This is a genomic window from Mycobacterium sp., assembly GCF_032159775.1.
In the GTDB taxonomy this organism is placed as follows: Bacteria; Actinomycetota; Actinomycetes; order Mycobacteriales; family Mycobacteriaceae; genus Mycobacterium.
Genome location: NZ_JAVHWK010000046.1, coordinates 22,031 through 48,551 on the forward strand (window position 1 = coordinate 22,031; position 26,521 = coordinate 48,551).

The 26,521-nt window shown below is 66.6% G+C and carries 24 protein-coding genes; 19 read left to right on the forward strand and 5 right to left on the reverse strand.

The window, feature by feature from the left end; translation table 11 throughout:
* Window positions 1-2: 2 nt before the first annotated feature.
* The 7 genes from solA to QOJ24_RS04880 are packed head-to-tail and all read left to right on the forward strand — an operon-like array spanning window position 3 to window position 9,512.
* Window positions 3-1,136, forward strand: coding sequence for an N-methyl-L-tryptophan oxidase (gene solA / locus QOJ24_RS04850; RefSeq protein WP_526259646.1), 1,134 nt, complete (start codon window positions 3-5; stop codon window positions 1,134-1,136).
* Window positions 1,133-2,266, forward strand: a complete 1,134-nt coding sequence (locus QOJ24_RS04855) for an aromatic ring-hydroxylating oxygenase subunit alpha (RefSeq protein WP_526259648.1) — start codon at window positions 1,133-1,135, stop codon at window positions 2,264-2,266. The genes solA and QOJ24_RS04855 overlap by 4 nt, the downstream gene beginning before the upstream one ends.
* Before the next feature lie 39 nt (window positions 2,267-2,305).
* Window positions 2,306-3,796, forward strand: coding sequence for an aldehyde dehydrogenase family protein (locus QOJ24_RS04860; RefSeq protein WP_526259649.1), 1,491 nt, complete (start codon window positions 2,306-2,308; stop codon window positions 3,794-3,796).
* 12 nt (window positions 3,797-3,808) lie between these two features.
* A complete protein-coding gene (locus QOJ24_RS04865) occupies window positions 3,809-5,353 on the forward strand; it encodes an amino acid permease (protein WP_526259651.1) in 1,545 nt (514 codons plus the stop codon).
* A gap of 1 nt (window position 5,354) precedes the next feature.
* Window positions 5,355-6,893, forward strand: a complete 1,539-nt coding sequence (locus QOJ24_RS04870) for a GMC family oxidoreductase (RefSeq protein ID WP_526259653.1) — start codon at window positions 5,355-5,357, stop codon at window positions 6,891-6,893.
* Window positions 6,868-8,706, forward strand: coding sequence for a putative nucleotidyltransferase substrate binding domain-containing protein (locus QOJ24_RS04875; protein ID WP_526259654.1), 1,839 nt, complete (start codon window positions 6,868-6,870; stop codon window positions 8,704-8,706). The genes QOJ24_RS04870 and QOJ24_RS04875 overlap by 26 nt, the downstream gene beginning before the upstream one ends.
* An 11-nt stretch (window positions 8,707-8,717) precedes the next feature.
* Window positions 8,718-9,512: an IclR family transcriptional regulator gene (locus tag QOJ24_RS04880; RefSeq protein WP_526259656.1), complete on the forward strand. Its 795-nt coding sequence runs from the start codon at window positions 8,718-8,720 to the stop codon at window positions 9,510-9,512.
* 5 nt (window positions 9,513-9,517) lie between these two features.
* Here QOJ24_RS04880 and QOJ24_RS04885 read toward each other — a convergent pair whose 3' ends face one another.
* Both QOJ24_RS04885 and QOJ24_RS04890 read right to left on the reverse strand, forming a co-directional pair.
* Window positions 9,518-11,107 (reverse strand): alpha/beta hydrolase, encoded by a 1,590-nt coding sequence (locus QOJ24_RS04885; protein ID WP_526259658.1) that lies wholly within the window; start codon window positions 11,105-11,107, stop codon window positions 9,518-9,520.
* Window positions 11,104-11,382, reverse strand: coding sequence for a DUF7162 family protein (locus tag QOJ24_RS04890; protein WP_526259660.1), 279 nt, complete (start codon window positions 11,380-11,382; stop codon window positions 11,104-11,106). Before QOJ24_RS04890 ends, QOJ24_RS04885 begins: the two co-directional genes overlap by 4 nt.
* A 136-nt stretch (window positions 11,383-11,518) precedes the next feature.
* Between QOJ24_RS04890 and pafA the strand changes: the two genes are divergently transcribed.
* The gene (gene pafA / locus QOJ24_RS04895; protein ID WP_526259662.1) at window positions 11,519-12,877 is read left to right on the forward strand and encodes a Pup--protein ligase; all 1,359 of its coding nucleotides are present in this window, start codon (window positions 11,519-11,521) and stop codon (window positions 12,875-12,877) included.
* Window positions 12,878-12,902: 25 nt separating this feature from the next.
* On the opposite strand, the gene QOJ24_RS04900 is transcribed toward pafA, so the two are convergent.
* Window positions 12,903-13,493 (reverse strand): class I SAM-dependent DNA methyltransferase, encoded by a 591-nt coding sequence (locus QOJ24_RS04900; RefSeq protein WP_526259664.1) that lies wholly within the window; start codon window positions 13,491-13,493, stop codon window positions 12,903-12,905.
* Between the two features lie 82 nt (window positions 13,494-13,575).
* On the opposite strand from QOJ24_RS04900, the gene QOJ24_RS04905 reads away from it, so the two are divergent.
* From QOJ24_RS04905 to QOJ24_RS04940, 8 genes are all read left to right on the forward strand, one after another.
* Window positions 13,576-14,184: a TetR/AcrR family transcriptional regulator gene (locus QOJ24_RS04905; RefSeq protein ID WP_526259665.1), complete on the forward strand. Its 609-nt coding sequence runs from the start codon at window positions 13,576-13,578 to the stop codon at window positions 14,182-14,184.
* Window positions 14,184-15,560 carry a phenylacetate--CoA ligase family protein gene (locus QOJ24_RS04910; RefSeq protein WP_526259667.1) on the forward strand — a complete coding sequence of 459 codons (1,377 nt, stop codon included), beginning with the start codon at window positions 14,184-14,186 and terminating at the stop codon, window positions 15,558-15,560. The genes QOJ24_RS04905 and QOJ24_RS04910 overlap by 1 nt, the downstream gene beginning before the upstream one ends.
* A 33-nt stretch (window positions 15,561-15,593) precedes the next feature.
* Window positions 15,594-16,586, forward strand: a complete 993-nt coding sequence (locus tag QOJ24_RS04915; protein WP_526259669.1) for a helix-turn-helix transcriptional regulator — start codon at window positions 15,594-15,596, stop codon at window positions 16,584-16,586.
* Window positions 16,583-17,557, forward strand: coding sequence for a helix-turn-helix transcriptional regulator (locus QOJ24_RS04920; protein WP_526259671.1), 975 nt, complete (start codon window positions 16,583-16,585; stop codon window positions 17,555-17,557). The genes QOJ24_RS04915 and QOJ24_RS04920 overlap by 4 nt, the downstream gene beginning before the upstream one ends.
* Before the next feature lie 30 nt (window positions 17,558-17,587).
* Entirely contained in the window at window positions 17,588-17,833 is a 246-nt protein-coding gene (gene tatA, locus QOJ24_RS04925) for a Sec-independent protein translocase subunit TatA (RefSeq protein ID WP_526259673.1), read from the forward strand.
* A 70-nt stretch (window positions 17,834-17,903) separates the two neighbouring features.
* On the forward strand, window positions 17,904-18,854 hold the full coding sequence (gene tatC, locus QOJ24_RS04930; RefSeq protein ID WP_526259675.1) for a twin-arginine translocase subunit TatC: 951 nt from the start codon (window positions 17,904-17,906) through the stop codon (window positions 18,852-18,854).
* Window positions 18,838-21,582, forward strand: a complete 2,745-nt coding sequence (locus tag QOJ24_RS04935; RefSeq protein ID WP_526259677.1) for a DEAD/DEAH box helicase — start codon at window positions 18,838-18,840, stop codon at window positions 21,580-21,582. Before tatC ends, QOJ24_RS04935 begins: the two co-directional genes overlap by 17 nt.
* A gap of 43 nt (window positions 21,583-21,625) precedes the next feature.
* Complete coding sequence (locus QOJ24_RS04940; RefSeq protein WP_526259679.1) at window positions 21,626-22,342, forward strand: DUF4333 domain-containing protein; 717 nt, start codon at window positions 21,626-21,628, stop codon at window positions 22,340-22,342.
* A 10-nt stretch (window positions 22,343-22,352) separates the two neighbouring features.
* On the opposite strand, the gene QOJ24_RS04945 is transcribed toward QOJ24_RS04940, so the two are convergent.
* A complete protein-coding gene (locus QOJ24_RS04945; RefSeq protein ID WP_526259681.1) occupies window positions 22,353-23,312 on the reverse strand; it encodes a 5'-3' exonuclease in 960 nt (319 codons plus the stop codon).
* Window positions 23,313-23,335: 23 nt separating this feature from the next.
* Here QOJ24_RS04945 and QOJ24_RS04950 point away from each other — a divergent pair, with 23 nt between their 5' ends.
* The 3 genes from QOJ24_RS04950 to QOJ24_RS04960 are packed head-to-tail and all read left to right on the forward strand — an operon-like array spanning window position 23,336 to window position 25,762.
* Window positions 23,336-23,731, forward strand: coding sequence for a VOC family protein (locus QOJ24_RS04950; protein ID WP_526259683.1), 396 nt, complete (start codon window positions 23,336-23,338; stop codon window positions 23,729-23,731).
* Window positions 23,732-23,741: 10 nt separating this feature from the next.
* The gene (locus QOJ24_RS04955) at window positions 23,742-24,866 is read left to right on the forward strand and encodes a M24 family metallopeptidase (RefSeq protein ID WP_526259685.1); all 1,125 of its coding nucleotides are present in this window, start codon (window positions 23,742-23,744) and stop codon (window positions 24,864-24,866) included.
* 14 nt (window positions 24,867-24,880) lie between these two features.
* On the forward strand, window positions 24,881-25,762 hold the full coding sequence (locus tag QOJ24_RS04960) for a DUF732 domain-containing protein (RefSeq protein WP_526259687.1): 882 nt from the start codon (window positions 24,881-24,883) through the stop codon (window positions 25,760-25,762).
* A gap of 10 nt (window positions 25,763-25,772) precedes the next feature.
* Here the strand turns inward: QOJ24_RS04960 and QOJ24_RS04965 are convergent.
* Window positions 25,773-26,521, reverse strand: a 749-nt coding sequence (locus QOJ24_RS04965) for an HNH endonuclease signature motif containing protein (protein ID WP_526259689.1), incomplete at its 5' end; no start/stop codon positions are given.

Below are 26,521 nucleotides of genomic sequence, written 5' to 3' on the forward strand. Positions count from 1 at the left end.
CCATGGGATACGACGTCATCGTCATCGGCCTCGGCGGGATGGGCAGCGCCGCGGCCTACCATCTGGCCGCCAGGGGTCAGCGCGTGCTGGGCCTGGAGAAGTTCACGCCCGCACACGACAAAGGGTCCAGCCACGGCGGGTCGCGGATCATCCGGCAGTCCTACTTCGAGGACCCGGCGTATGTGCCGCTGCTGTTGCGGGCCTACGAACTGTGGGAACAGCTCGCGAACGACACAGGGCTCGAGGTGTACCGGCTGACGGGCGGCCTGTTCATCGGGCCGCCGGACGCCATGACGGTGGCGGGAAGTCAACGGGCCAGCCAGGTTTGGGACCTGCCGCACGAGATGCTCGACGCCGAAGAGATCCGTCGCCGGTTTCCGACGCTGAGCCCGTACCCCGGCGACGTTGCACTCTACGAAGCGAAGGCCGGCTTCGCGCGGCCGGAGATGACCGTCGCGGCGCACATCAACCTCGCCGAATCCGCGGGCGCTGACCTGCATTTCGGCGAGCCGGTGATCGAGTGGAGCGAAACCGCGGGCGGTGTCAGCGTCACCACGGCGCGCGGTACCTACACCGCGGGGCAAGTCGTCATCTGCCCCGGCGCATGGGCCCCTGCGCTGCTTGCCGAGTTCGGCATCCCGATCACCGTCGAACGCCAGGTCCTCTACTGGTTCGACCCGCGCGGCGGCACAACGCCGTTCGAAGAACACCCGATCTGGATCCACGAAGACTCCACCGGTATGCAGGCATACGGATTCCCCGCGATCGACGGCCCCGGCGGCGGTGTGAAGGTGGCGTTCTTCCGCAAGGGTGTTGTGTGCACCCCGGAGACCATCGACCGGACCGTGCGCGAGGCGGAGATCAGCGAGATGAGGGACCGGGTCGCCCGGGTGGTGCCCGCACTCGACGGGCCGTGTCTGCATTCGGCGACGTGTATGTACTCCAACACGCCCGACGAGCATTTCGTCATCGCCCGCCATCCGGACTCCGAGAACATCACCGTCGCATGCGGATTCTCGGGCCACGGCTTCAAGTTCGTCCCCGTCGTCGGGGAGATCCTCGCCGACCTCGCCATCGACGGCGTTACCGGCCATCCCATCTCGTTGTTCGACCCGAAGCGACTGGTGACCACATGACGACCATGAACCCACCTCCCGCCCTACGAGCCACGCTGGCAGGCGATTACTACGTCAGCGACGCCGTCTTCGCCAGGGAGCAGGAGCACATCTTCGAGACCACCTGGTTCTGCGCGGTGCGGTCCTCCGATCTCGCCTCCCCGGGCAAGTTCAAGAAGGTCCAGGTCGGCCGCGAAAGCGTGCTGCTGGTGCGCGGTCGCGACGGACTGTTGCGGGCGTTCCTGAACGTCTGCCGCCACCGCGGCGCCCAGCTGTGCACAGAACCCGAAGGCGAGGTGAAGCGCAGCATTCGTTGCTCCTATCACTCGTGGACTTACGCGCTGGACGGCAAGTTGATGGCCGCGCCCAACATCGCGTCGCTGACCGACGAGACCGGCGCGGCGATCGACAGGTACCGATACGGCCTCGTCCCCGTCGCACTGACCGAATGGCTCGGCTACGCCTGGGTGTGTCTTTCCGACACCCCGCCACCGTTCGAGGACGTGGTAGCCGAAACGACCAGGACACTCGGCGACTCCGACGTCATCAACCGCTACGGCATCGGCGGCCTGGACGTCGGTCATCGCGTCGTCTATGACGTGTCGGCCAACTGGAAGCTGATCGTCGAGAACTTCATGGAGTGCTACCACTGCAGCTCGATCCATCCCGAGCTCGTCGGTGTACTGCCGGAGTTCGCCAAGGGTATGGCCGCTCAGGCGAATATCGGTTTCGGCGCCGAATTCGGTTCGGAGGTAGCCGGATTCACGGTGGACGGCACAGAGGGGTTCGACCGCCTTCCTGGCATCACCGCAGAGCAGGATCGTCGTTACTACGCGATCACCGTCAAGCCGACGGTGTTCATCAACCTGGTTCCCGACCACATCATCTTCCACCGGATGTTCCCGATGTCGGCATCGCGGACCATCGTCGAATGCGACTGGCTCTACACCGGCGATGTGCTGTCCTCCGGTCGAGACGTCTCGCACTCTGTCGAGCTGTTCCACCGGGTCAACGAGCAGGATTTCGAGGCGTGCGAGCGAACTCAGCCGTCAATGTCCTCCCGCGCCTACCGCAAAGGTGGTGTGCTCGTACCTGCCGAACATCACATCGCGGAGTTCCATGAGTGGGTAGTGTCCCGTCTCGGTGCCTGACGGCGTCGCGGAGCTGCTCCGCATAGCGAGGTGAGCAAGATGAACGGTGAACCCGATCTCCTGATCGGTGGGAAGTGGCGGCACGCGTCCGACGGCAGGACCCGCGAGATCGTCAACCCTGCCGACGGCAGCGTCGCCGCGGTGGTCGACGAAGCCACCCCGGAGGATGCGCGCGACGCCGTGGCCGCAGCGCGAAAAGCCTTCGACGACGGCCAGTGGCCGGCCACAAGCGTCGCCGACCGTGCCGCGCTCCTCGACCGGATCGCAGATTTCCTTCAGCGCGACAAGGAGTCGCTGGCCGAACTCGAGACCAGGGACACCGGTAAGACACTGGCCGAGAGTCGAATCGACATCGACGATGTCACTTCGGTGTTCCGCTACTACAGCAAGCTCGCCGCGGTCGAGTCGGACCGCATCGTCGACGTCGGCGATCCCGCAGTGATCAGCCGGGTGGTGCGTGAACCCATCGGGGTGTGCGTGCTGATCGCGCCGTGGAACTATCCGCTGCTGCAGATGTCCTGGAAGATCGCTCCCGCGCTGGCCGCCGGTTGCACGATGGTGGCCAAGCCCAGCGAGGTCACGCCGCTGACGACGATCGCGTTCGCGCACCTCTGCCAAGAGGCCGGTGTGCCGGACTCGGTGCTGAACCTGGTGCAGGGCAGCGGCGCCACGCTGGGTGCCGCCCTCACCGATACCCCCGACGTCGACTTCATCTCGTTCACCGGCGGGGTGGCCACCGGCAAGGCCATCTCCAAGGTCGCTGCCGAGCATGTCACCAAGGTGGCTGTCGAACTCGGTGGCAAGAACCCGCACATCGTCTTCGCCGACGTCGCCGACTCGGGTGATTGGGACGCGGCTGTCGACCACGTCCTCACCGGAGTGTTCCTGCATTCCGGACAGGTCTGCTCGGCAGGCACCCGGCTGATCATCGAGGAATCCATCGCCGACGACTTCGTCGCCGAGCTTGCCGCGCGCGCGGAGAAGATCAAGATGGGCGATGGGATGGACCCGGCAAGCGAAACCGGCCCGCTGGTCTCCGAGCAACAGCGCGCGAAGATCGAAGCCTTTGTCCAGCAGGGGATCTCCGAGGGTGCGAAACTGGTCACCGGTGGTGCCCGGCCGAGCGACGCAGCTCTGGCCACAGGCAGTTTCTACCGACCCACGATCTTCGACCGGTGCGACCGGTCGATGCGAATCGTCGCCGAGGAGACCTTCGGGCCGATTCTGACGGTGGAGCGGTTCACGACTGAAGCCGAGGCGATCGAGCTCGGTAACGACACGGAATACGGTCTCGCGGCGGGCGTTCGGACGTCCGATCAGGCGCGGGGCGAACGTGTGGTGCGGGCACTTCGGCACGGCACGGTCTGGCTCAACGATTTCGGCTATTACACCGCGGCGGCGGAGTGGGGCGGATTCGGAAAGTCGGGCAACGGTCGTGAGCTCGGGCCAACCGGGCTTGCGGAATATCAAGAGATGAAACACATCTGGCACAACACCGCGCCAAAGCCGGCCGGCTGGTTCAAGGGTTAGGGAGAATTAGTCATGGTGATCAAGGATCCGCATGCCGATAGCGGCATGGAGGACTTCGGCTACAAGCAATCGTTGGATCGCAGCATCGGAAAGTTCGCGAGCTTCGCCGCGGGTGTCAGCTACATCTCCATCCTCACCGGCACATTCCAGTTGTTCTACTTCGGCTTCGGCACAGGAGGACCCGCCTACCTGTGGTCGTGGCCGATGGTGTTCGTCGGGCAGATGGCCGTGGCGTTGTGCTTCATGGAGCTGGCAGCCAAGTACCCCGTCGCAGGATCGGTCTACAACTGGAGCAAGAAACTCGGCAGCCGCCTTGTCGGTTGGTCGTCGGGCTGGTTGATGTTGACGGCGTCGATCGTGACGATCTCCGCGGTGGTGCTGGCCTACCAGCTCAACCTGCCGCGAATCTGGAGCGGATTCCAGATCATCGGTGACGGCAGCGGCGAGTACGACTTCGCCGCCAACGCCGTGGTTCTCGGCAGCGTGCTGATCGTGTTCACCACCGTGATCAACGCTCTCGGCGTGAAGCTGATGGCCAGGATCAACAGCGCAGGCGTCTTCATCGAGCTGATCGCCGCCGTGCTGATCGCCATCATCTTGGCGCTGAACATCAAGCGTGGGCCCGACATCTTCTTCTCGACGCAGGGCTACGGCGCCGGTGAGAGCTACGGCTACCTCGGGGCCTTCCTCGTCGCGTCGCTGGCATCGCTGTACGTGATGTACGGCTTCGACACCGCGAGCTCGCTCGGCGAGGAGACGGTCGACCCGCGCCGCACCGCGCCGAAGGCGATCTTCCGGGCGATTCTCGCCTCGTTCGTCATCGGCGGCGCAATCCTGGTGTTTGCGGTGATGTCGGCGCCCAACCTGGACGACCCGCAGATCGGCGAGAGCAGCGGTGGCCTTCAGTACATCGTCGAGGCGGTGATGTGGGGACCGCTGGGCAAGATCTTCCTGGTCTGCATCGTCGTCGCGGTCACCGTGTGCACGCTCGCGGTGCACACCGCGGCCATCCGGCTGACGTTCGCGATGGCGCGTGACAACGCGCTGCCGTTCGGCGAGAAGCTCGCGAGGGTCCACCCGAAGACGCAAACGCCGATCATCCCGGCCATCGTCATCGGCCTGATCGCGGCGATCATCCTGGTGATCAACATCGGTCAGCCCAAGATCTTCACGGTGCTGACGTCGATCGCCATCATCATGATCTATCTGGCCTACCTGATGGTGACCGGCCCGATGCTCAAGAAGCGACTGCAGGGCCAATGGCCACCAAAGGATCTCAAGGAGGGTGGCTACTTCTCCATGGGTCGATGGGGGCTTCCGGTCAACATCTTCGCGGTGGCCTGGGGCGCACTGATGGCGCTGAACCTGGCGTGGCCGCGTGCCGACGTGTACGGCGAGCCCTGGTACAACACCTGGGGCGCCTTCGTCTACATCGGCGTCATCCTCGGATCCGGCCTGCTGTGGTACTTCATCAAGGGCCGCCATCACATCGGGACCTTGGAATCGCACGCCGCGGCGACCGTAGCCGAGGCACAGAAGCCTCTCGAGCAGGCGTGAGATGGCGCACGACGCCGGCACATTCGACTATGTGATCGCCGGTGGTGGCACCGCCGGCTGCGCGCTTGCCGCGCGGTTGTCGGAGGACCAGGACGTCACGGTGTGCGTGCTCGAGGCCGGGCCGACCGACGTCGGCGACGACAACATCCTGGTCTTGTCCGAATGGATGCACCTGCTGGATTCCGGCTACGACTGGGACTATCCGGTGGAGCCCCAGGAACGCGGCAACTCGTTCATGCGGCACGCACGGGCCAGGGTGCTCGGCGGCTGCTCGTCGCACAACTCGTGCATCGCGTTCCTGCCGCCCGCCGAATGCCTCGACGAATGGGTAACGATGGGCGCCGACGGCTGGAGCGCCGCCGAGGTACTGCCGCTGACCGACAGGCTGAAGCAGACGGTGTTGCTGCGAGACGTGCCGCCCGAAGATCCATGCGGGGCAGCAGTTCTGGAATCCGCGGCGAAGGTCGGCATGCCAACCGTCGGGTTCAATCGCGGCGAGACCGTCCGCAACGGCGCGGGCTGGTTCCAGATCAACGCCGCCGAGGACGGCACCAGGATGTCCAGCTCGCATGCGTATCTGCATCCGATCCTGGAATCGAGGCGCAACCTCCAGGTGCGCACCGGCTGCTGGGTGTCCGAGATCCTCTTCGATGACACCGTATCCGCTACCGGCGTCCGCTACCTGCGCCCCGATCTGACGGGGTCCGACACCGTCTCGGCGCGGCGCGAGGTCATCGTCACGGCCGGCGCGATCGATACGCCGAAGTTGTTGATGCTCTCGGGAATCGGCCCGAGCGTGCACCTGCGGGAGATCGGCATCCACGTCCGGGTCGACTCCCCGGGTGTCGGATCGAATCTCGACGACCATGTCGAGGGCCTGGTGTTCTGGGAGGCGTCCAAACCGATGGTGACGACGTCCACCCAATGGTGGGAGATCGGGTTGTTCACCTGCGTCGACGAGACGCCCGGGGGAGGTCCGGCTCAACCCGACCTGATGATGCACTACGGCAGCGTGCCGTTCGACATGAACACGCTGCGCCGTGGCTATCCGACGACCGACAACGGATTCTGCTTGACGCCCAACGTGACTCAGGGCCGGTCGCGGGGCATGGTGCGGCTGCGCAGCCCGGACTTCCGCGATCGTCCCCGTGTCGACCCGCGCTACTTCACCGACCCCGAGGGCTACGACGAACGCATCATGTTGACCGGCGTCCGGTTGGCCCGCACGATCGCCGAGCAGGCGCCGCTGGCGCCGTGGGTGGGTCGCGAGCTCGCGCCTGGTCCGGACGCCACGACCGACGACGAACTGCTCGACTACATCCATCAATGCCACAACACCGTGTATCACCCCGCGGCGACGGCGCGGATGGGCTCGGTCGCCGACCCGATGGCGGTGCTCGATCCGCAGCTGCGGGTCAAGGGCACCAGTCGACTGCGCGTCGTCGACGCGTCCGCGATGCCGAAGCTGCCTGCGGTCAACCCCAACATCACGGTGATGACGATGGCGGAGAAGTGTGCCGACCTCATCCGGCAGTCCTGAATTAACGGCGTTCCTCGGCGAGCACACGCCGTTTCAGGCGATGGCCGACGAGGAGCTCGCCGACCTCGCCGCCGAATCGGAGCTGGTCGAATTTCCGGTCGGCGCTATCGTCGCCGACTACGCCAAACACGTGCCCGGCGACGTCTGGATGGTCCGCAGCGGGCAGGTGACACTCCAGGCCAGTGCCGACGCCACCACAATCGATGCCGTCGAGCCGGGCGGCATCTTCGGTTACACGCCGTTGCTCACCGGTGGCGGAATGGAATTCGTGGCGCGAGCCACCATACCCAGCACGCTGATCCGGCTGCCGGGTGCCGTCGTGCGGGCCCAGTTCGCCAAGCCTGCGGGTCTGGCGTTCCTGGCGTCGACGGCGTGGAACGTGAGCCGCGCCGACCGCCCGACGATCGCGCCGACGACCGACAGCAGGCCGGTCGGCGAACTGGTACACGGCGAGGTGCTTGTCGTCGGGCCCGACGCCTCGGTGCGCGACGTGGTGTGCCGGATGACCGCGCACCACGTGTCCTACGCGCTGATCCGGCTGCCGGACGGCGAGTTGGGCATCTTCACCGATCGCGATCTGCGCACCCGGGTGGTCGCCGCCGGTGTCTCGATCGACGCGCCGATCACCCAGGTGATGAGCGCGCCCGCCCGCCGTGTCACCGCGGACCTGACCGCCGAGACCGTGCTGATGGACATGCTGGAGTGCGGCCTTCGGCATATGCCGGTCGTCACGTCGCGCGGAGAGGTCGTCGGCGTCCTGGAAGACGCGGACCTGCTGGCTGCGTCGGCCAGGCAGAGTTTCATCCTTCGCCGCTCCATCGGACTGGCCGCCGACGCGGCGGAATTGCAGCAGGTCGGGCAGCGGGTCACCGGGGTGGCCGCAGACCTGTTCCGCAACGGCACGAAGGCGTCGGCGACCAGTGCGATCCTGTCGGTGGTCATCGACAGCCTGGTGCGAAGGGCACTCGAATTGGCGCTCGTGGAGGTCGGAGGCGATGTCGACGGGTTCGCCTGGTTGACGCTCGGCAGCGTCGCACGGCGTGAGGCGGTGCCGTCTTCGGATGTCGACAGCGCGCTGTCGTGGCCAGACGACATGTCCTCGGCCAGTGCACAACTGCGGGCCATCGCGGTTCGCACGCACGACATCCTCGACGGCTGCGGGCTGCCATCGGACCGCAACGGCGCCGTCGCGTATCAGCCGCTGTTCTCGCGCTCGCAGTCGGAGTGGTTCGCCGCGGCTAAGGGCTGGCTCGATGATCCTCTGCGCGGCCAGGGCCTGATGATGTCGTCACTGCTCATCGACGGGCGGGTGGTGTGGGGCGACGCATCGCTGCACACCGTTCCCGCCGCCTACCGCTCCATGCGCGATGACCATTCCGAGGCCCTGCGGCTGCAACGCCTCGACGCGCTGGCCGCCAGGGTGAAGACACGGTCGCTGCGCGACGTGTTGTCCAGGCGCGGCGGCACATTCGACCTGAAGCAGCACGCGATAACCCCGATCGTCAACCTCGCGCGATGGGGTGGTCTGAGCGCCGACGTCGGATCGGCTTCCACACCAGCGCGACTGAGCGCCGCCGCACAGGCGGGCGCCATCAGCGACAACGACGCCGACACGCTGTCCGATGTCTTCGTGATGCTGCAGCGGTTACGGATGGCCCATCAGGTCGCCCAGGTAGCTGCGGGCCATACGCCCGGCGACGTGATCACGATGTCTGAACTCTCCCCGCTGAATCGCAGCCTGCTGAACGAGGGGCTGCGAGAAATCGTCGGCGTGCAACGACGGGTCCGCAACGTCGGAATCCCACCCGGATAGGGTTGCCGGTCATGGGGGAGCAGAAGCCGGTTGCGCGGGCCGAAGCCGCGGTTCAATCGGTCGACCGCGCGCTGTTGGTGCTGGAAATCCTGGCGACGCTGGGGCGGGCCGGTGCTACCGAGATCGCCGCTGAGCTGGGCGTGCACAAGTCGACGGTGTCGCGGCTGATCACCGTGCTGGAGTCGCGAGGTTACGTCGAGCAGACCTCCGAGCGCGGCAAGTACCGGCTCGGGTTCGCGATCTCACGGCTGGCCAGAGCGGGCAGTGGTCACCTCGATCTGGTGAAACTCAGCCAGGACGTTTGCGACGCGCTCGCTCCGGACGTGGGAGAGACGACGAACCTGGCGATCCTGGACGAAGCCCGAATCGTGAACATCGTCGAGGCGATCGGTCCTGAGCAGATCACCCTGCGGACCTGGGTCGGTCAGAGCTGCCCAGCGCATGCCACGTCGAGCGGCAAGGTACTGCTCGCCGGGCTCGAACCGGCCGAGGTCCGCAACCGGCTGCCCGCCACGCTGGAATCATTCACCGTGAACACCGTGGTGCGGATCTCGGATCTGGAGCGCGAGTTGGCAACCGTGCGTGAGCGCGGATGGGCCACCGTTGTCGAGGAACTCGAGATCGGCCTGAACGCCGTATCTGCCCCCGTCTACGACTCTGGATCGAACATTGTTGCGGCACTTAGTGTTTCGGGACCGGCTTATCGTTTCGGTGAGGACCGGTTCTCGGAGGTGGCCAAGAGGACGACGGCCGCCGCAGAGGTGATCAGCCGGCGCCTTGGTTGGGTCGAACGCGATCGAGGATGAGGCGCTCAGCCGGTCTTGTGCAGGGTCGGCGAATCACCGGTGATGACCGCCAGAATGTTGCGCCATGAGTCCGAGGGGACGTCAACCATGTCAGTGTGCGCCCACGGACCGGCCACGGCTCGGCCGTCGTCGTAATCACCGGCCGCCAAATGGATTACCCCCGGCATCCGGTCGGGATCGGCGCCGTGCGGGCTGGCCGGGTTGCCCTGCACCACCCCGATGAGGTCACCCGGAGCCGTCATCGAGAACCTCAGCACGTCCGGGTTTCGGTTGTGCCAGTCGGATGGATCGTCGACACCCACGCCTGCCCCCGCGGCTGCCAGGTACAGCGTGCGGTCGGCGGTCAGACCGAAGACCTCTGCGGTGCCGAGGATCGAACCGCCGTAGGAGTGGCCGATGTAGGTGACGGGGATGGCGCGCCCGGTGGCGTCGACCGTGCGGTCGACGTCCTCGCTGAAAGCCGCCAGGCGCGGCGCCATGTCGAGGGCGTAGCGCGGATCCGCCGCATCGACGACGCCGGTCGCCACGTTGGCGCCGTGCGGGAAGGCGCCGCCGAGGTAGGTGATGGTCGCGACCTCGCCGCGGGTGGCGGACACGAACCGCCTGGCTGTTCTCGTGTTGGCCGCCGAGTCTTCGATCGTCGTGTTCATGCCGGGGACCATGACCGCGACACTCCTTGCGGCGGCCAGGTTTCCGTTCAACTCGATCAGCGACGCCCTGTCCGGGTCGAAGGCGAGGATCTGGCGATCGACCCGGCGGCCGCTGCGCGCGGGGTCGTCGACCTCGGCGAGCAGATCTTGGTAGAACGCGACGCGGGCCTGCGTTCCCGGACCAGCGGTACGTCCCTCGTCGGCGATCGCTTGCGCGATGTTCACCCGGTTGGCTGCCATCCGCATGTCCCACGGCACACCGTCGGTGTTGCCCACCTGCTTGGGGAACTCGTCGATGAGGCGTTGGCGCTGTTCGGGTGTCATCGCGACGATCTGGTTCGCGATCCGGTCCTGCCCGATCGTTGGCCAACCCGCGACGACGTCGGCCAGCGGAGCCGGCCACGCACCAGCGGGCGCAGTCGGTGCCTGCGGTGCATGAGACGGGCTCAGCGCCTCGGTGATGTCATGTGCGGTGTCTGCATCGGCTGCCCCCAACCGGTCGAGGGCGGCAACGACCCTCGCGGTCAGCACGTCGGTGGTCACCGCGGTGCTGCCGCCGACCAGAGAAACCAGGAGCGGCGACGCGCTGCCGCCGGTGACGACACCGTCGTCGGCGACCGCGAATCCGTCGGCTCGTGCGGCGGCCAGCAGAGCCAACAGATCGTCTCGTGCCGAACCGAGCTGCGCGGCGCCGTCACGCGCGGCGACGGCGGCGGTGATCAGGCACCGCGTCGCGACGGCGCCGCCCGCCGCGATGGTGCCGCCGTCACCGCGGGCCGCCTGCGCGGCGGACCCGGACCAGAAGTCGCGGCTGCCGGCGATCGTGTGCACGACCGCGTCGACGCGGCTCTGCAGATCAGCTGCCGCGGCGTCCCAGTCGTCGGCGGTCCTGCGCAGTGCGTCCGGGTCCCAGGCCTCCGCCTGCGCGACGGTCGGTCGATTCACCTGCGCGGGAAGCGGTCGGCGCTGCTCTTGTCGGCGCGCTCGAACGCGTCGGCGGCCATGCGTGCCGCGACCGCCCACCCGCGCATGTTCGCGATGACGTCGGTGAGCTTGGCGGCGATCAGATCGGGAGCGGGCACGGCGCCGGTCGACGATCCTCGCAGCTCATCGACCGGCGTTGCGGGCCAATGCAACCCGGCGATCGTGTCGGCGGCCTCGGTGACGTGGTCGGCGACGGCACGCAGAGCGTTCAAATCGACTTCGGTGTTTCCCCCCATGCCTCATGCTGGCAGATCGCCGCGTTGCGGCGCTGACGTTATCCACAGGCGCCTGCGCGGGCCACACCCGGTTTAAGGCCCCGCAACGCCGCGGTTGATGCGCCGCCATTCCGAACCACCCCGTAAGCTCGATGAGGTGCAGCGGCGGATCATGGGCATCGAGACCGAATTCGGTGTGACCTGCACCTTTCATGGGCACCGGCGGCTGAGCCCCGACGAAGTCGCACGGTATTTGTTTCGCCGTGTGGTGTCGTGGGGCCGCAGCTCCAACGTCTTCCTGCGCAATGGCGCACGGCTGTACCTCGACGTCGGCAGCCACCCCGAGTACGCGACCGCCGAATGCGACAGCCTCATCCAGCTCGTCACCCATGACCGCGCGGGCGAACGGGTGCTCGAGGACCTGCTGGTCGACGCCGAACAGCGGCTGGCCGACGAGGGCATCGGCGGCGACATCTATCTGTTCAAGAACAACACCGACTCGGCGGGAAACTCGTACGGCTGCCACGAGAACTATCTGATCGTGCGGGCAGGCGAGTTCTCCCGGATCTCCGACGTGCTGCTGCCGTTCCTGGTCACCCGCCAGCTCATCTGCGGGGCAGGCAAGGTGCTGCAGACTCCGAAGGCCGCCACGTTCTGCCTGAGCCAACGGGCCGAGCACATCTGGGAGGGCGTCTCGTCGGCGACCACTCGAAGCCGCCCGATCATCAACACCCGCGACGAACCGCATGCCGATGCGGAGAAGTACCGGCGCCTGCACGTCATCGTCGGCGACTCCAACATGAGCGAGACCACCACGATGCTGAAGGTGGGCACGGCCGCGCTGGTGTTGGAGATGATCGAATCCGGGGTGGCGTTCCGCGACTTCTCGTTGGACAACCCGATCCGCGCGATCCGCGAGGTCAGCCACGACCTGACTGGCAGGCGGCCGGTGCGGCTGGCCGGCGGCCGGCAGGCCAGCGCCCTGGACATCCAGCGCGAGTACCACTCACGCGCCGTCGAACACCTGCAGACCCGTGAGCCCAACCCGCAGATCGAACAAGTCGTCGACCTGTGGGGGCGTCAGCTCGATGCCGTCGAGAGCCAGGACTTCGCGAAGGTGGACACCGAGATCGACTGGGTCATCAAGCGCAAGCTGTTCCAGCGCTACCAGGACCGCTACAACATGGAGCTGTCCGACCCCAAGATCAGCCAGCTGGACCTGGCCTACCACGACATCAAGCGCGGCAGGGGCGTCTTCGACCTACTGCAGCGCAAGGGTCTGGCAACGCGGCTGACCACTGACGAGGAGATCGAGGACGCGGTGAACACCCCGCCGCAGACCACGCGGGCGAAACTGCGCGGCGAGTTCATCAGCGCAGCACAGGAGGCGGGCCGCGACTTCACCGTTGACTGGGTTCACCTCAAGCTCAACGACCAGGCCCAGCGCACCGTGCTGTGCAAGGACCCGTTCCGCTCCGTCGACGAGCGAGTCAAGCGGCTCATCGCCTCGATGTAGGCACGCTCCTCGCGTGCGCGGATGCCTATTTGCTCCTCGCGTGCGCGGAGACGGCGTAGTCGTCCCCGTCGAATGGCTTGCGGTCCCAGGTTGACCAGCGGTGCACCAATTCGAGGCCTGCAGCCGCGGCGTACTCGTCGTAGCGGTCCAGCGTCAACCGCCCCGTGTTGAGCTGGAATCCGGAGACCAGCAGTCCGTCCGGCGCCAGGCGCTTCGCGAGTTGGTCGACGACCCCGCGTTCTGATCCCGGCGCGAGGAAGATCATCACGTTGCCCGCCGCCACCACGACGTCGAACTCGGTATCCACATGGCTGTCCATCTCGACGAGATCGGCGTGCACCCAATCCAATTCGGGTGCCTTCGCGCGAGCGGTGTGCAGCATCGCCGCGTCGGAATCGATCCCGGTCACTGAGAAGCCGCGATGCGCCAGCTCGATCGCCACCCGACCGGTGCCGCATCCCGCGTCCAGTACCCGCGTCGCGCCCGAGTCGCGCAACAGGTTTTCGACAAGATCGGCCTCGCCGTGGATGCCTCGGCCCGCGGCAGCCAGCTTTCGCCAGCGGTCGTCGTAGTCGTCGCCGCGGGGCAGCGAGGTGTCCTGCCATCGAGTGCCCATGACTCACCGTAGAGCCGGCACGAAGGGGAAACCCAAGCGGGATTTTCGCATAGCGTTGACATTCAAATAATAGCGTTATCTAATGATGCACATGCCGAGGCTGCGTCGAGCTGAACAAGTCGCCCGTAATCGGGACCTCGTCCTCGCTGCCGCCCGCCAAGTGTTCCTTGAACGTGGCTACGCCGGCGCAAGCGTGGACGCGATTGCAGATATGGCCGGCTTCTCGGTCGGCGTGGTGTATTCGCAGTTCGGTAGTAAGGCAGATCTTTTCTTCGCGCTGCTCGACCGCAGGATCGAAGACCGGGCCGTGGAGAACGATCAGATTGCGGAGAAATTCGCCGGTGCGGACGGTGTCCGCGCATTGTTGCGCGCTGGTCAGCAGGACGCGGCGGCAGAACCCGGCTGGCCATACCTGTTAGCCGAGTTCCGTGCGATCGCGATGCGAGATGCGGAACTCAGTGTCCGATATGCCCGAGCGCATTCGCGAACACTGGACGGCATCGCGTCGGCATTCGAAAAGCTGTATGAGCCAATTGGTCTCAAGCCACCAGTACCCGTTCGTTCGATCGCTGAGTTCGTCCAGGCCGGTGCGGTCGGAGCTGCATTGGAGCGCGCTGCCAACCCGGATGCGCTACCTGAGGGTGATGCTGAGCAGCTCCTGCTGCGCGCGCTCGGGCTCGAGGATCGATGATGAGATTCCGGGACTGGGAGCCGTTCCGCGATGACCTCCAGGAACGGATACTCACACGCGTCGTCGATCAATTCGACCGGATGTCGTGGAGCGCAGACCGAATCAAGAGCGCACAGCGCGACGGCCTCCGCACGTTGCTTCGGCGGGCGGCCGAACACTCCCCCTTCCATCGACTTCGATTGGCGGACATCGACATCGAGCGAGTTGAGCCCGACGACCTCTCAGCGCTGCCCGTGATGACGAAGGCTCAAATGATGGACAGCCTCGACGACGTCTTCACCGATCGCCGATTGCGGCGCGCGACTGTGGAGTCGACGCTGGCGGCCACTGATGACGAACCAGTTCCGATACTGGACGAGTACATCGCGCTGGCGTCGGGTGGTTGCTCTGGCAGACGCGGAATTTTCGTTCTCGATCGTGCGGCGGCCAGCGCATTCATGTTGTCGGTGACCCGCCAGCCTGGTCCGGTGAATCCAATGGCCGCTGCGCCGGGGGTGCAGCCACGAATGGCGCTTGTCGCCTCGCCGTCCGCCGTGCATGCCACCGGCATGCTTGCCGCCCTCACGTGCGCAGGCGCGGCGCCAGTCCGGTCTCACCTGGTGCCCGCGACACTGCCAGTAGACGAGATCGTTGACCGCTTAAACTCATTGCGGCCCACAGTCCTTGCCGGCTATGCCTCGATGCTGGTCCGCCTCGCCGCAGAAGGATCCGCCGGCCGCCTCCGGATCGCACCGGTGGCGGTCAGCTCGACGAGCGAGACGCTGCTGCCCGAGATGCGCGCCGCCATTCGCGACGCGTTCGGCGTTCCCGTCCTGGACGGCTTCGGATCCACGGAGGGCCTGTTCGGCAAGACTTCTGCCGATGACGATGTCTTCATGTTCAACTCCGACCTGTGCATCGTCGAGTTGGTCGACGCCGACAACAACCCCGTGGCCGAGGGCGCGCCTTCGGCAAAGGTCCTTCTGACCAACCTGTACAACCTCACCCAGCCGCTGATCCGCTACGAGCTGACCGACAGTTTCATCCGACAGGCCGATGCGGCCGACCACGGCCATCTAATGGCACGCGTTCAGGGACGCAGTGACGACGTGCTGTATTACGGCACCGTGGCCATACATCCGATCGCGATCAGATCCGTGATGGTGAAGACACCCGAGGTCATCGACTACCAGGTGCACCAGACCCGATGCGGCGTCGATGTGTTCGTCGTGACTGACGCCGGCTCCCACATGGCCAGCCTGACTGATCGTCTGGCGCGCGCGCTGGTCGCGGGCGGTCTGCGTCGCCCGAAAGTCATCGTCAGGACGGTCGACCGCTTGGACCGCCATCCGGTGACCGGGAAGCTTCGCCGCTTCATCCCGCTCACCACTGCATAGCGGTCGCCCCGGCACGCCCTAAGCTGTGAAGCCGTGGGGATCTCCAAAGTCGAGCGGTTGATGAATCTCGTCATCGCGCTGCTGTCGACCCGCACCTTCATCAGTGCAGAGCGGATCCGCGAGACGGTCTACGGCTACTCCGACACCGCAAGCGATGAGGCCTTCTCGCGAATGTTCGAGCGCGACAAGAACGAACTGCGCGATCTGGGCATCCCGCTCGAAACCGGGCGGGCCTCGCAGTTCGACCCGACCGAGGGTTACCGGATCAACCGCGACGCCTACGCGCTGCCCGCCGTCGACCTGACCGCCGATGAAGCGGCCGCCGTCGCGGTGGCCACCCAACTGTGGGAGTCGCCCGAACTGATCACCGCCACGCAGGGCGCCCTGCTCAAGCTGAGGGCGGCGGGCGTCGACGTCGACGCGGGAGACGCGGGCATCGCCATCACCTCAACGGCAGGCATGCCCGGCATCCGTGGAAGTGAGGAGGTGCTGGGAATCCTGTTGTCCGCCATCAACTCCGGCCAGGCTGTGCAGTTCCCGCACCGGCCCGCGCGCAGCGAGCCGTACACGACCCGCACCGTCGAACCGTGGGGAGTGGTCACCGACCGCGGACGCTGGTACCTCGTCGGCCACGACCGAGACCGGGACGCCACCCGAACCTTCCGGTTGTCGCGCATCGGTTCCGACGTGAAGCCCGTCGGCCCGGCCGGTGCGGTCGAGCCGCCGCAGGGAGTGGACCTGCGCGAGATCGTGCACAAGGTCATCGGCGAAACGCCGAGCGGAACACAGGCCAAGGTGTGGGTCGCCGACGGCAGGGCCACCGCGTTGCGCCGCAGCGCCATCGTGGTCGGCCCGCGGGAACTCGGCGGCCGCAGCGGTGAGGAAATCGTCGTCGACATCGGAATGTCCGACCGGTTGGCGCGCGAGATCGCGAGCTACGGCGCCGACGCCATCGTGCTCGAGCCGCAGGCGCTGCGCGATGAGGTGCTCGACCGGCTGCGAGCGCACGCGGAGGTACGAGGGTGAGCCCGATTTCCGAGCGGCTGGTCCGGCTGCTGAACATGGTTCCGTACTTCCAGGCCAACCCGAAGATCACCTATGCGGAGGCGGCGTCCGATCTCGGCGTGACCGAGAAGCAGTTGCGCGACGACCTCAACCAGCTGTGGATGTGCGGGCTGCCGGGGTACGGGCCTGGCGACCTGATCGACTTCGAGTTCTCCGGCGACACCATCGAGGTCACGTTCTCCGCGGGCATCGACCACCCTCTCCGGCTGACCTCACCGGAAGCCACCGGGGTGCTGGTTGCACTGCGGGCACTCGTCGACGTGCCCGGAATGGTCGACCCCGAAGCCGCGCGCAGCGCGATCGCCAAGATCGAGTCCGCGGCGGGCACGGTCAACCACGGCTCGGACGCCACCGCCGTGGACGAGCCCGCGCCGGTGGAGAGCCAGGCCGCGGCCGCGGTCCGCGAGGCGGTGCGGGGCGGCCGGGCGCTGTCCATCGAGTACTACTCCGCCTCTCACGACATGCTGACCAGCAGAATCGTCGACCCGATCCGCGTTGTGCTGATCGACGAGCACAGCTATCTGGAGGCATGGTGCCGGTCCGCCGAAGGGGTGCGGCTGTTTCGCTTCGACCGCATCGTCGATGCGTCGGTGCTCGACGAGCCGTCCGCGCCGCCGGAGCCCGCCGTGCAGGCACCACCCGATACCTCACTGTTCGACGCGGACCCTTCGCTGCCGTCGGCGACGCTGCTCATCGACCGCTCGGCGTCCTGGATGTTCGACTATTACCCGCTTCGGGTGGTCCGCGAGCTGCCTGACGGGGCATGCGAGGCCGCGATGACCTACGCCTCCGACGATTGGATGGCCCGCTTCGTTCTCGGTTTCGGCTCAGGAGTCCAGGTGGTGTCGCCGGAAACGCTGGCCCAGCGGGTTCGCGAATCGGCGGTGGCCGCACTGCGTGCGTATGACGTCGGCGTCGAGGCGGGCGGGTAGACTCGCCCCAGACGTCTGGAGGTAACCAAATTGGGCGGTTTACAACCCTGGCACTGGATCATCGTCATCGCTGTCTTCGTTCTGCTCTTCGGCGCCAAGAAGCTTCCCGACGCGGCCCGTTCGCTGGGCCAGTCGATGCGGATCTTCAAGTCCGAGGTCAAGGAAATGAAGACCGACCCGAAGCCGGACGCCGACAAGCCGGCGACTCCGATCGCATCGGAGCGTGTCGACACCCCAGAACCGCAAGCCGAGCCCACCGACAAGCGCCCGGCCTGAGCCCTCGTCGACCGAGCACGGCAGCGGGCCGTGCCGGCTGTCCGTGTCCATAGATCTATAGGCGAGTTGCGTGCAAACCCCCGGATTCCTCAAGCGACTGGATCCGCGCCGACGTCGCGCGAAGGTCAATCCGGACGGCACCATGTCGCTCGTCGACCATCTCAGCGAGTTGCGAAACAGGCTGGTGATGGCGGCGGCCGCGGTCGTGCTGACGACGATCATCGGGTTCTTCTGGTACACCAACGGTTTCTTCGGCTTTCACAGCCTCGGTGAATGGCTTCGCGGACCCTACTGTTCGCTGCCCGCCTCCGCGCGGGCCACAATCGCGCCCGACGGCCAGTGCCGGTTGTTGGCCACCGCGCCGTTCGACCAGTTCATGTTGCGACTCAAGGTCGCGCTGACAGCAGGCATCATTCTGGCCTGTCCGGTCTGGCTGCACGAGATATGGGCGTTCATCACGCCCGGCCTGTACCGCAAGGAACGTCGCTTTGCGATGGCGTTCGTCGGCGTCGGCGCGGTGCTCTTCGTGACGGGTGCCGTGCTGGCCTACATCGTGATGGCGAAGGCGCTGCACTTCCTGCTGACCGTCGGCAGCGACGTCCAGGTCACCGCGTTGTCGGGCGAACAGTACTTCGGTTTCCTGCTCAACCTGCTGCTCGTGTTCGGCATCAGCTTCGAGTTTCCGTTGCTGATCGTCATGCTCAACCTGGTCGGCGTGCTGCCGTACGAACGCCTCAAGTCCTGGCGGCGTGGCCTGATATTCGGTCTGTTCGTGTTCGCCGCGTTCGCGACGCCCGGGTCGGATCCGTTCTCGATGCTGGCGCTGGCGCTCGCGCTTTCGCTGTTGCTCGAGGTCGCGATTCAGATCGGTCGCATCCACGACAAACGCAAGGCGCGCCGCGAGGCGGTCGAGCACGTGCCAGACGACGAAGCCTCGAGAATCGGCGAAGTCGAACCGATCGAACCACCGGCCTCAGTGTCAACCTCGTCGCGGCCAGTAGTCGATGACGACGCCACTTAGCGGCGAACTCGCCGCGTTCACCAAGGCGCTGTCGTTCACGCTGGACGACTTCCAGCAGCGCGCGTGCCGGGCGCTCGAGGACGGACACGGTGTGCTGGTGTGCGCACCGACCGGAGCGGGCAAGACGGTGGTGGGGGAGTTCGCCGTCCATCTGGCGCTGGCGGCGGGCCGAAAGTGTTTCTACACAACGCCGATCAAGGCGCTGAGCAACCAGAAACACGCCGACTTCGTGCGCCGGTATGGCGCGGAGCGCGTCGGCCTGCTCACCGGCGACCAGTCGATCAACGGGGATGCGCCGGTCGTGGTGATGACCACCGAAGTGCTTCGCAATATGCTGTACGCCAATTCGGATACGCTGCACGGTCTTTCGCACGTCGTGATGGACGAGGTGCATTTCCTTGCCGACCGGATGCGCGGCGCGGTGTGGGAGGAGGTGATCCTGCATCTGTCCGAAGAGGTGCGCTTGGTCAGCCTTTCGGCAACGGTCAGCAACGCCGAGGAGTTCGGCGGCTGGATTCAGACGGTTCGCGGAAACACCACCGTGGTGGTCGACGAACATCGGCCGGTGCCGCTCTGGCAGCATGTCATGGTCGGGAAGCGGTTGTTCGACCTGTTCGACTACCGGTCCGGCGACCCGGGAAAGAACGGCCGCGAGCTGCTGGTGGACCCACAACTGTTGCGGCACATCGTCCATCGACGTGAAGCCGACAGACTGGCCGACTGGCAACCACGCGGGCGCGGTGGTCATCGGAGCCGGCCGAGCATTTTCCGCGGGCCGTCGCGACCAGACGTCATCGAGCTGCTGGACGCCGAGGGACTGCTGCCCACCATCACCTTCATCTTCTCGCGAGTCGGCTGTGATGCCGCGGTCAAACAGTGTCTGCGCAGCTCGCTGCGGCTGACCACCGACGACGAACGCGCCCGCATTGCAGAGGTCGTCGAGCGCCGCTGCGCCGACCTGTCCGAATCCGACCTCGTCGTGCTCGGGTACCACGAATGGCGCGAGGGGCTGCTGCGCGGACTGGCCGCACACCACGCCGGAATGCTGCCCGTCTTCCGTCATACCGTTGAAGAGCTCTTCACCCAAGGCTTGGTCAAGGCCGTATTCGCCACGGAGACACTGGCATTGGGTATCAACATGCCCGCCAGGACGGTCGTTCTGGAGCGGCTGGTGAAGTTCGACGGCGAGCAGCACGTTCAGTTGACGCCTGGCGAGTACACCCAGCTGACCGGCCGCGCGGGCCGCCGGGGCATCGACGTGGAAGGCCACGCGGTGGTGCTCTGGACGCCGGACGTGGACCCCGCCGAGGTGGCCGGTCTCGCGTCGACCAGAACCTTCCCGCTGCGCAGCTCGTTCGCACCGTCCTACAACATGACGATCAACCTGGTGAACCAGATGGGGCCGACGCAGGCGCACCAGCTCCTCGAACGATCGTTCGCGCAGTACCAGGCGGATCGCTCGGTGGTCGGACTGGTGCGAGCCATCGAACGCGGCGAGCGGATGCTCGACGAGATTGCCGCCGACCTCGGCGGACGAGATACCCCGATCCTCGAATACGCGCGGATGCGCGCGACGATCTCGCAACGAGAGAAGGCGCAGTCGCGGGCGTCGCGGGTGCAGCGAAGGCGGGCGGTCAACGATGCGCTGTCGTCGCTTCGGCGCGGCGACATCGTCAACATCGCCAACGGGCGGCGTACCGGGCTTGCCGTCGTCCTCGAGGCCGCCCGTGACGAGGACGACCCCCGACCGCTCGTGCTGACCGAAAACCGTTGGGCAGGGCGTATTTCATCCGCCGATTACGCGGGCGCATCGGCCAAGGTGGGCTCGATGACGCTGCCGAAGCGCGTCGAGCACCGTCAGCCGCGGGTGCGCCGCGATGTGGCGTCGGCACTACGCACGGCGACGGCCGGGATGGCGATTTCCAAGGGCAGGCGCAGCGGCCCACCGGGTGACCACGACGTCGACCCCGAGCTGGCCGGCCTTCGCGAGCAGCTGCAGCGCCACGCCGCCCACCGCCTTCCTGATCGCGAGGAGAAGGTGCGGCTGGCCGAGCGGTATCTGCGGATCGAGCGCGACAACGAGCAGATCCAACAGAAGGTCGCCGCGGCGACCAACTCGCTGGCCCGCACCTTCGACCGGATCGTCGTCCTGCTCACCGAGCGTGGCTTCATCCGCGGCGACGACGGTGACCCGACGGTCACCGACGACGGCAGGCTGCTGGCCCGGATTTACAACGAAAGCGACCTTCTGGTGGCCGAGTGCCTACGCGGCGGCGTGTGGGAGGGTCTGTCGCCCGCGGAGCTTGCCGGCGTGTTGTCCGCGGTGCTCTACGAGGCAAGGGGAGACTCGTCCGGAACCCCGCAGGCCGCCGAGATCCCGACCGGCAAGCTGCGTCGTGCACTGGCCGACACCCGCCGGTTCGCCGCCGAGCTACGCACCGACGAGCAGCGCCACCGGATCTCGCCGAGCCGGGAACCCGACGAGGGTTTCGTCGCCGCGGTCTACCGGTGGGCCACCACCGGCGACCTGGCCGCCGCGCTGGAGGCATCCGACGTCGGCGGCACCGGCTCGCCGCTTTCGGCGGGTGATTTCGTCCGGTGGTGCCGTCAGGTTCTCGACCTGGCCGACCAGGTGCGCAACGCCGCTCCTTCGCCGGAACTCCGGACCGTCGCGAAACGCGCAATCGCCGACGTTCGACGCGGCGTCGTCGCTGTTGATGCGGGGTAGGGTGTCCGGCAGGATCAGCGTTCACTAGTTACCAGGAGAGACGATGAGCGGACCGCAAGGGCCTGACCAGACGCAACCGTGGCCGGGTCAGGACCAGCCGTCGAGCGACCCGTCCCACCAACCGGCGTGGCAGCAGCCCGCCCCCGGCCAGGATCAGCCTGCGTGGCAGCAACAGCCTCCGGCCTACTCGCCGCAGCAGTACCCGTCGTATCCGCAACCCGGACAACAGCCCTACACGCCGCCGCAGCAGTATCCGCCGACCGAGCAGTTCGGCCAGGGTCAGGAATACGGCCAGCAGGCCTATCCGCAGTACGGCCAGCCGCCGGGCCAGTACGGGCAGCAGCCCGGGCAGTACGGGCAGCAGCCGGGTCAGTACGGCCAGTATCCGCAGTACGGCTCCACCGAGACCCCGGAGGGTTCCAAGCGGTCACTGGCACTCGTCGGCGGCATCATCGGTCTGGTCGCCGCATTGGTGGTCGCCGTGGTAGCGGTGCTCGGCTTCTGGAAGCCGGGTTTCTTCGTCACCACCAAGCTGGACGTCAGCGCCGCGCAGTCCGGTGTGCAGCAGATCCTCACCGACGAGTCGAACGGGTACGGCGCCAAGAACGTCAAGGACGTCAAGTGCAACAACGGCGACAGCCCGACCGTGAAGAAGGGCGAGACGTTCGACTGCGAAGTCAGCATCGACGGCACCAAGCGTCAGGTAACGGTGACCTTCCAGGACAATAACGGCACCTACGAGGTCGGCCGACCGAAGTAGTCCCGCCCCGCTAAGCGCCGGGCAGGGCGTCAAGTGCCTTCTGCAGTCGGCCAATTGACGACGTGACGCCGTATTGCTCGGCGAGCTTGGCCACCTTGCGCGGATGCTCGGCCGCCAGCGGCAGCTCATCGGACGTGGTGGAGAAGTTCACGTCGGCGTCGGTAGCGACCTTGACTACCGGCTCGGCGGCCTCGATGTAGTCGGTGGCGGCAAGCAGCTTCGTCCGATAGGCCTTGGGCATCTTCGACTTCGGGTCGTGGGCGGCGGCGAGGATTTTCTCGAGCGAGCCGTGTTGCGCGAGCAGGGTGGCGGCCGTCTTTTCACCCACACCGGGCACGCCGGGCAGGCCGTCGGACGGGTCGCCTCGCAGCAGCGCCAGTTCGGCGTAGGCCGGCCCGGCGCGGTCGATGGGAACTCCGTAGGTCTCGGCAACCTCCTTCGGCCCCCACTTGGTCGCCTTGGCAAGGCCGCGGCCGAGATAGAGCACACGGACCTGCACCGGCTCGTCGCGAACCAGCTGAAGCAGGTCGCGGTCGCCGCTCACGACGACGACGGGGTCCTTGCGCTCGCGGCTTGCCAGGGTGCCGAGCACGTCGTCGGCCTCGCAGTCCGGCGCGCCCGCGGTCGGAATGCCGAAGGCGTCAAGCATTTCCATGATCATGTCGACCTGGGGCGTCAGTTCGTCGGGAACCTCTTCGATATCGGGCTGGCCCGTCGGCTCCTCTTCCGCGACCCGGTGCGCCTTGTAGGAGGGGATGAGATCCACCCGCCACTGCGGCCGCCAGTCGTCATCGCGGCACACGACCAGCCGGGACGGCCGCTCGCGTGTGATCACGGTGGCGACGGCGTCGAGGAAGCCGCGCAGCGCGTTGACGGGCCTGCCGTCGGGAGCGGTGATCGAGGAGGGCACGCCAAAGAAGGAGCGAAACCACATGCTGGCGCCGTCGAGCAATAACACAGGTGCTGCCACGGTCACCGACAGTAGCGTGACGTATGGCCTTCGTCGTGAACCGAATCGACCACGTCGTGCTCAACTGCCGCGATGTCGACACCACCACCGACTGGTACGTGCGGGTGCTCGGGATGGAGCGCGAGGTGTTCGGCGAAGGCCGGGTGGCGTTGCGGTTCGGAAACCAGAAGATCAACGTGCGGCCCACCGGAGCGCCGAACTGGGAGACGGGCGCGGTCGATGCGCCGGGCTCGCTCGACCTGTGCTTCATCGCGGAGATGAGCCCAGACGACGTCGGTGCGCGCCTGCGGTCGTGCGGAGTGACCATCACCGAGGGCCCCGTCCCCAAGACCGGTGCGCTCGGCCCGATGACATCGCACTACTGCCGCGACCCGGACGGCAACCTGATCGAGGTCGCCAGCTATTCGAGCCCGGATTAGCCTGAGTGCCATGACAGCGGGCCGATTCAGCACCGACGTGTACGCGCAGCGACTCCAGGGCGCGGCGGCGGCCGCAGCCGACGCCGGGTTGGCCGGGTTGGTCATCACGCCCGGATACGACCTGCGCTACCTGATCGGCTCGCGGGCCCAGACCTTCGAGCGGTTGACCGCGCTGGTGCTGCCCGCGTCCGGCGAGCCGGCGATCGTGGTGCCGCGGATGGAACTCGCCTCGCTGAAGGAGTCCGCGGCCACCGAACTCGGTATCACGGTGCGCGACTGGGTGGATGGCCATGACCCCTACGGAATGGTGGCCGATGTGCTCGGCGGCGCCCCCGCGGGTGTTGCCGTCACCGACGCGATGCCAGCGCTGCACCTGCTGCCGTTGGCCGAAGTGCTCGGCGTGGTGCCGGTGCTCGCCACCGACGTGTTGCGTCGACTGCGAATGATCAAGGACGGCGCCGAGATCGACGCGCTGCGCAAGGCGGGTGCCGCCATCGACCGGGTGCACGCCAGGGTGCCGGATTTCCTTGTGCCGGGCCGGACCGAGGCCGACGTGGCCGCCGACATTGCCGAAGCGATTGTCGCCGAGGGGCATTCGGAGGTGGCGTTCATCATCGTCGGATCTGGCCCGCACGGTGCCGATCCGCACCACGAGTGCTCCGACCGTGAGCTTCGGGCCGGCGACATCGTCGTGATCGACATCGGCGGCCCTTACGAACCCGGCTACAACTCGGACTCCACCAGGACCTACAGCATCGGTGAGCCGACCCCGGAAGTGGCGCAGCAGTATTCGGTGCTGCAACGGGCGCAGCGGGCAGCAGTCGAAGCGGTGCGTCCTGGGATTACCGCCGAACAGGTCGACGCGGTGGCGCGCGACGTGCTCGCCGAGGCGGGTCTGGCCGAGGCGTTCGTGCACCGCACCGGCCACGGTATCGGCCTGTCAGTGCACGAGGAGCCCTACATCGTGGCGGGCAACGATCTGCCGTTGGCGGAGGGCATGGCGTTCTCCGTCGAGCCGGGCATCTACTTCTCCGGGCAGTGGGGCGCCCGAATCGAGGACATCGTCATCGTCACCGCCGACGGCGCCGAGCCGGTCAACAGTCGCCCACATGAGCTGATCGTGGTGCGGACCTAGGCGCAGGGATTCCCGTGGCGTGCCCGTTCTGCGGCTCCGACGTCGGCAAAACCGACGTGTGCCCGAACTGCGGCGCTCTGAAGGGAGCCGGCACCCAGACCCAGTGGCGACCGGACCCCACTGCGCGTCATGAGGGCCGCTATTACGTGGCCGGCCGCCCTACCGGCCGGGTTCGGAATGGAAAATCCGAAGCAACCGATGTCGAGGGCGGCAAGATGCTTCCGGCGTATCTCGACACGCCACCGAGAAGCAGGACGAGCATTCGATCGACGTGGCTCGGCACGGGTATCGCGACCGCCGTTCTGGTCGTACTGGCCGCCGTCATCTGGGCCGTCCTGCTGCCGCGCCACAACGCAGGCTCGCGAGACGCCGACTACCTGTCCGTGCTGAAAGACTCGGGGTTAGCCGACGGCTTCAACTCCGATGCCAACGCGGTGGCCCATGGCAGGCAGGTCTGCAGACAACTCGAAGACGGCGGACCGCAGCAGGGGCTCGCGGCGGACAAGTTCGCGGTCGACGCGTTCTGCCCGCAGTTCTCCGAGGGATTCCGCGTCCTTGAAACAGGAATCGCATCAGGCACCTTCGTCTTGATCGACACGCGCAAGGAGTACGTCAGCTCGATAACGTCGGACGGCACGAAATGTCATGGGACGCAGGGGTACTCCGATGTCGGTGGCGGCACCCAGGTCATCGTGAAGAACGGTAGGGGTGAGATCCTCACGTCCACGTCACTCGGCGACGGTCACGGCGACGACGTCAATTGCAGGTTCGCGTTCACGTTCCCGATCACCGAGGGGCAGGACCGCTACGTGTTGTCCGTCGGTCATCGCGGGGAGTTCAGTTACAGCTTCGAACAGCTGCAGCGAGGCGCTATCGAGATTCACCTCGGCGAGTAGGCGGCGATGACTAACCGTCGTCGTCGTCGGGAACGAGGTAGCGCTCGGGGTGATGATAGAAGTTGATACGCGCTTGGCCGGTATCGAGGTTCGGCGGTGGGATCCATTCGGTGCGACCGTCTTTGCGCTTGCGGACTGCCCAGCCGGTTTCATGCAGCAGCCGGTTGTCGGGTCCGCAGGTGAACGACATTGTGGTGACGTCGGTGTGACCGCCCGTAGACCACGGGTCATCGTGGTTGGCTTCACACCAGTAGCCGGGAACGGTGCAGCCCGGTCGGGTGCAACCGCGGTCGCGGGCGTGCAGGACGATGCGCTGGCCGGGGGATGCAAGGCGCTTGGCGCGGGCTAGCGCCAAAGGCACGCCGGTATGGTCGTCGAACACTGTCAGGTAGTGATGTGCCTGGGAGGCGAGGCGGATCAGGTCGCGCATCGGCAGCAAGGATCCGCCGCCCGTGACGCCGTGTCCCGCGCCGGATTCCAATTCCTTGAGGGTTGTTGAGACGATGACGGTCACGGGTAGACCTTTGTGGCTGCCCAACTGGCCTGAGGCCAACATCGCCCGCAGCACCGCTTTGAGCGCGTCGTGGTTGCGCTGCCCGGTCGTGCGCACGTCACCGGTGCGTGCCTGCTGACTGGGTTCGCCGTCGACACACGGGTTGTCGTCGTCAGGGTTGCACATGCCCGGTGCGGCCCATTTGGCGAACGCCGCATCCAGCAGCGCTGCGAGTTCGGGGTCGGCGCGGCCGCGGATCTCGGTCG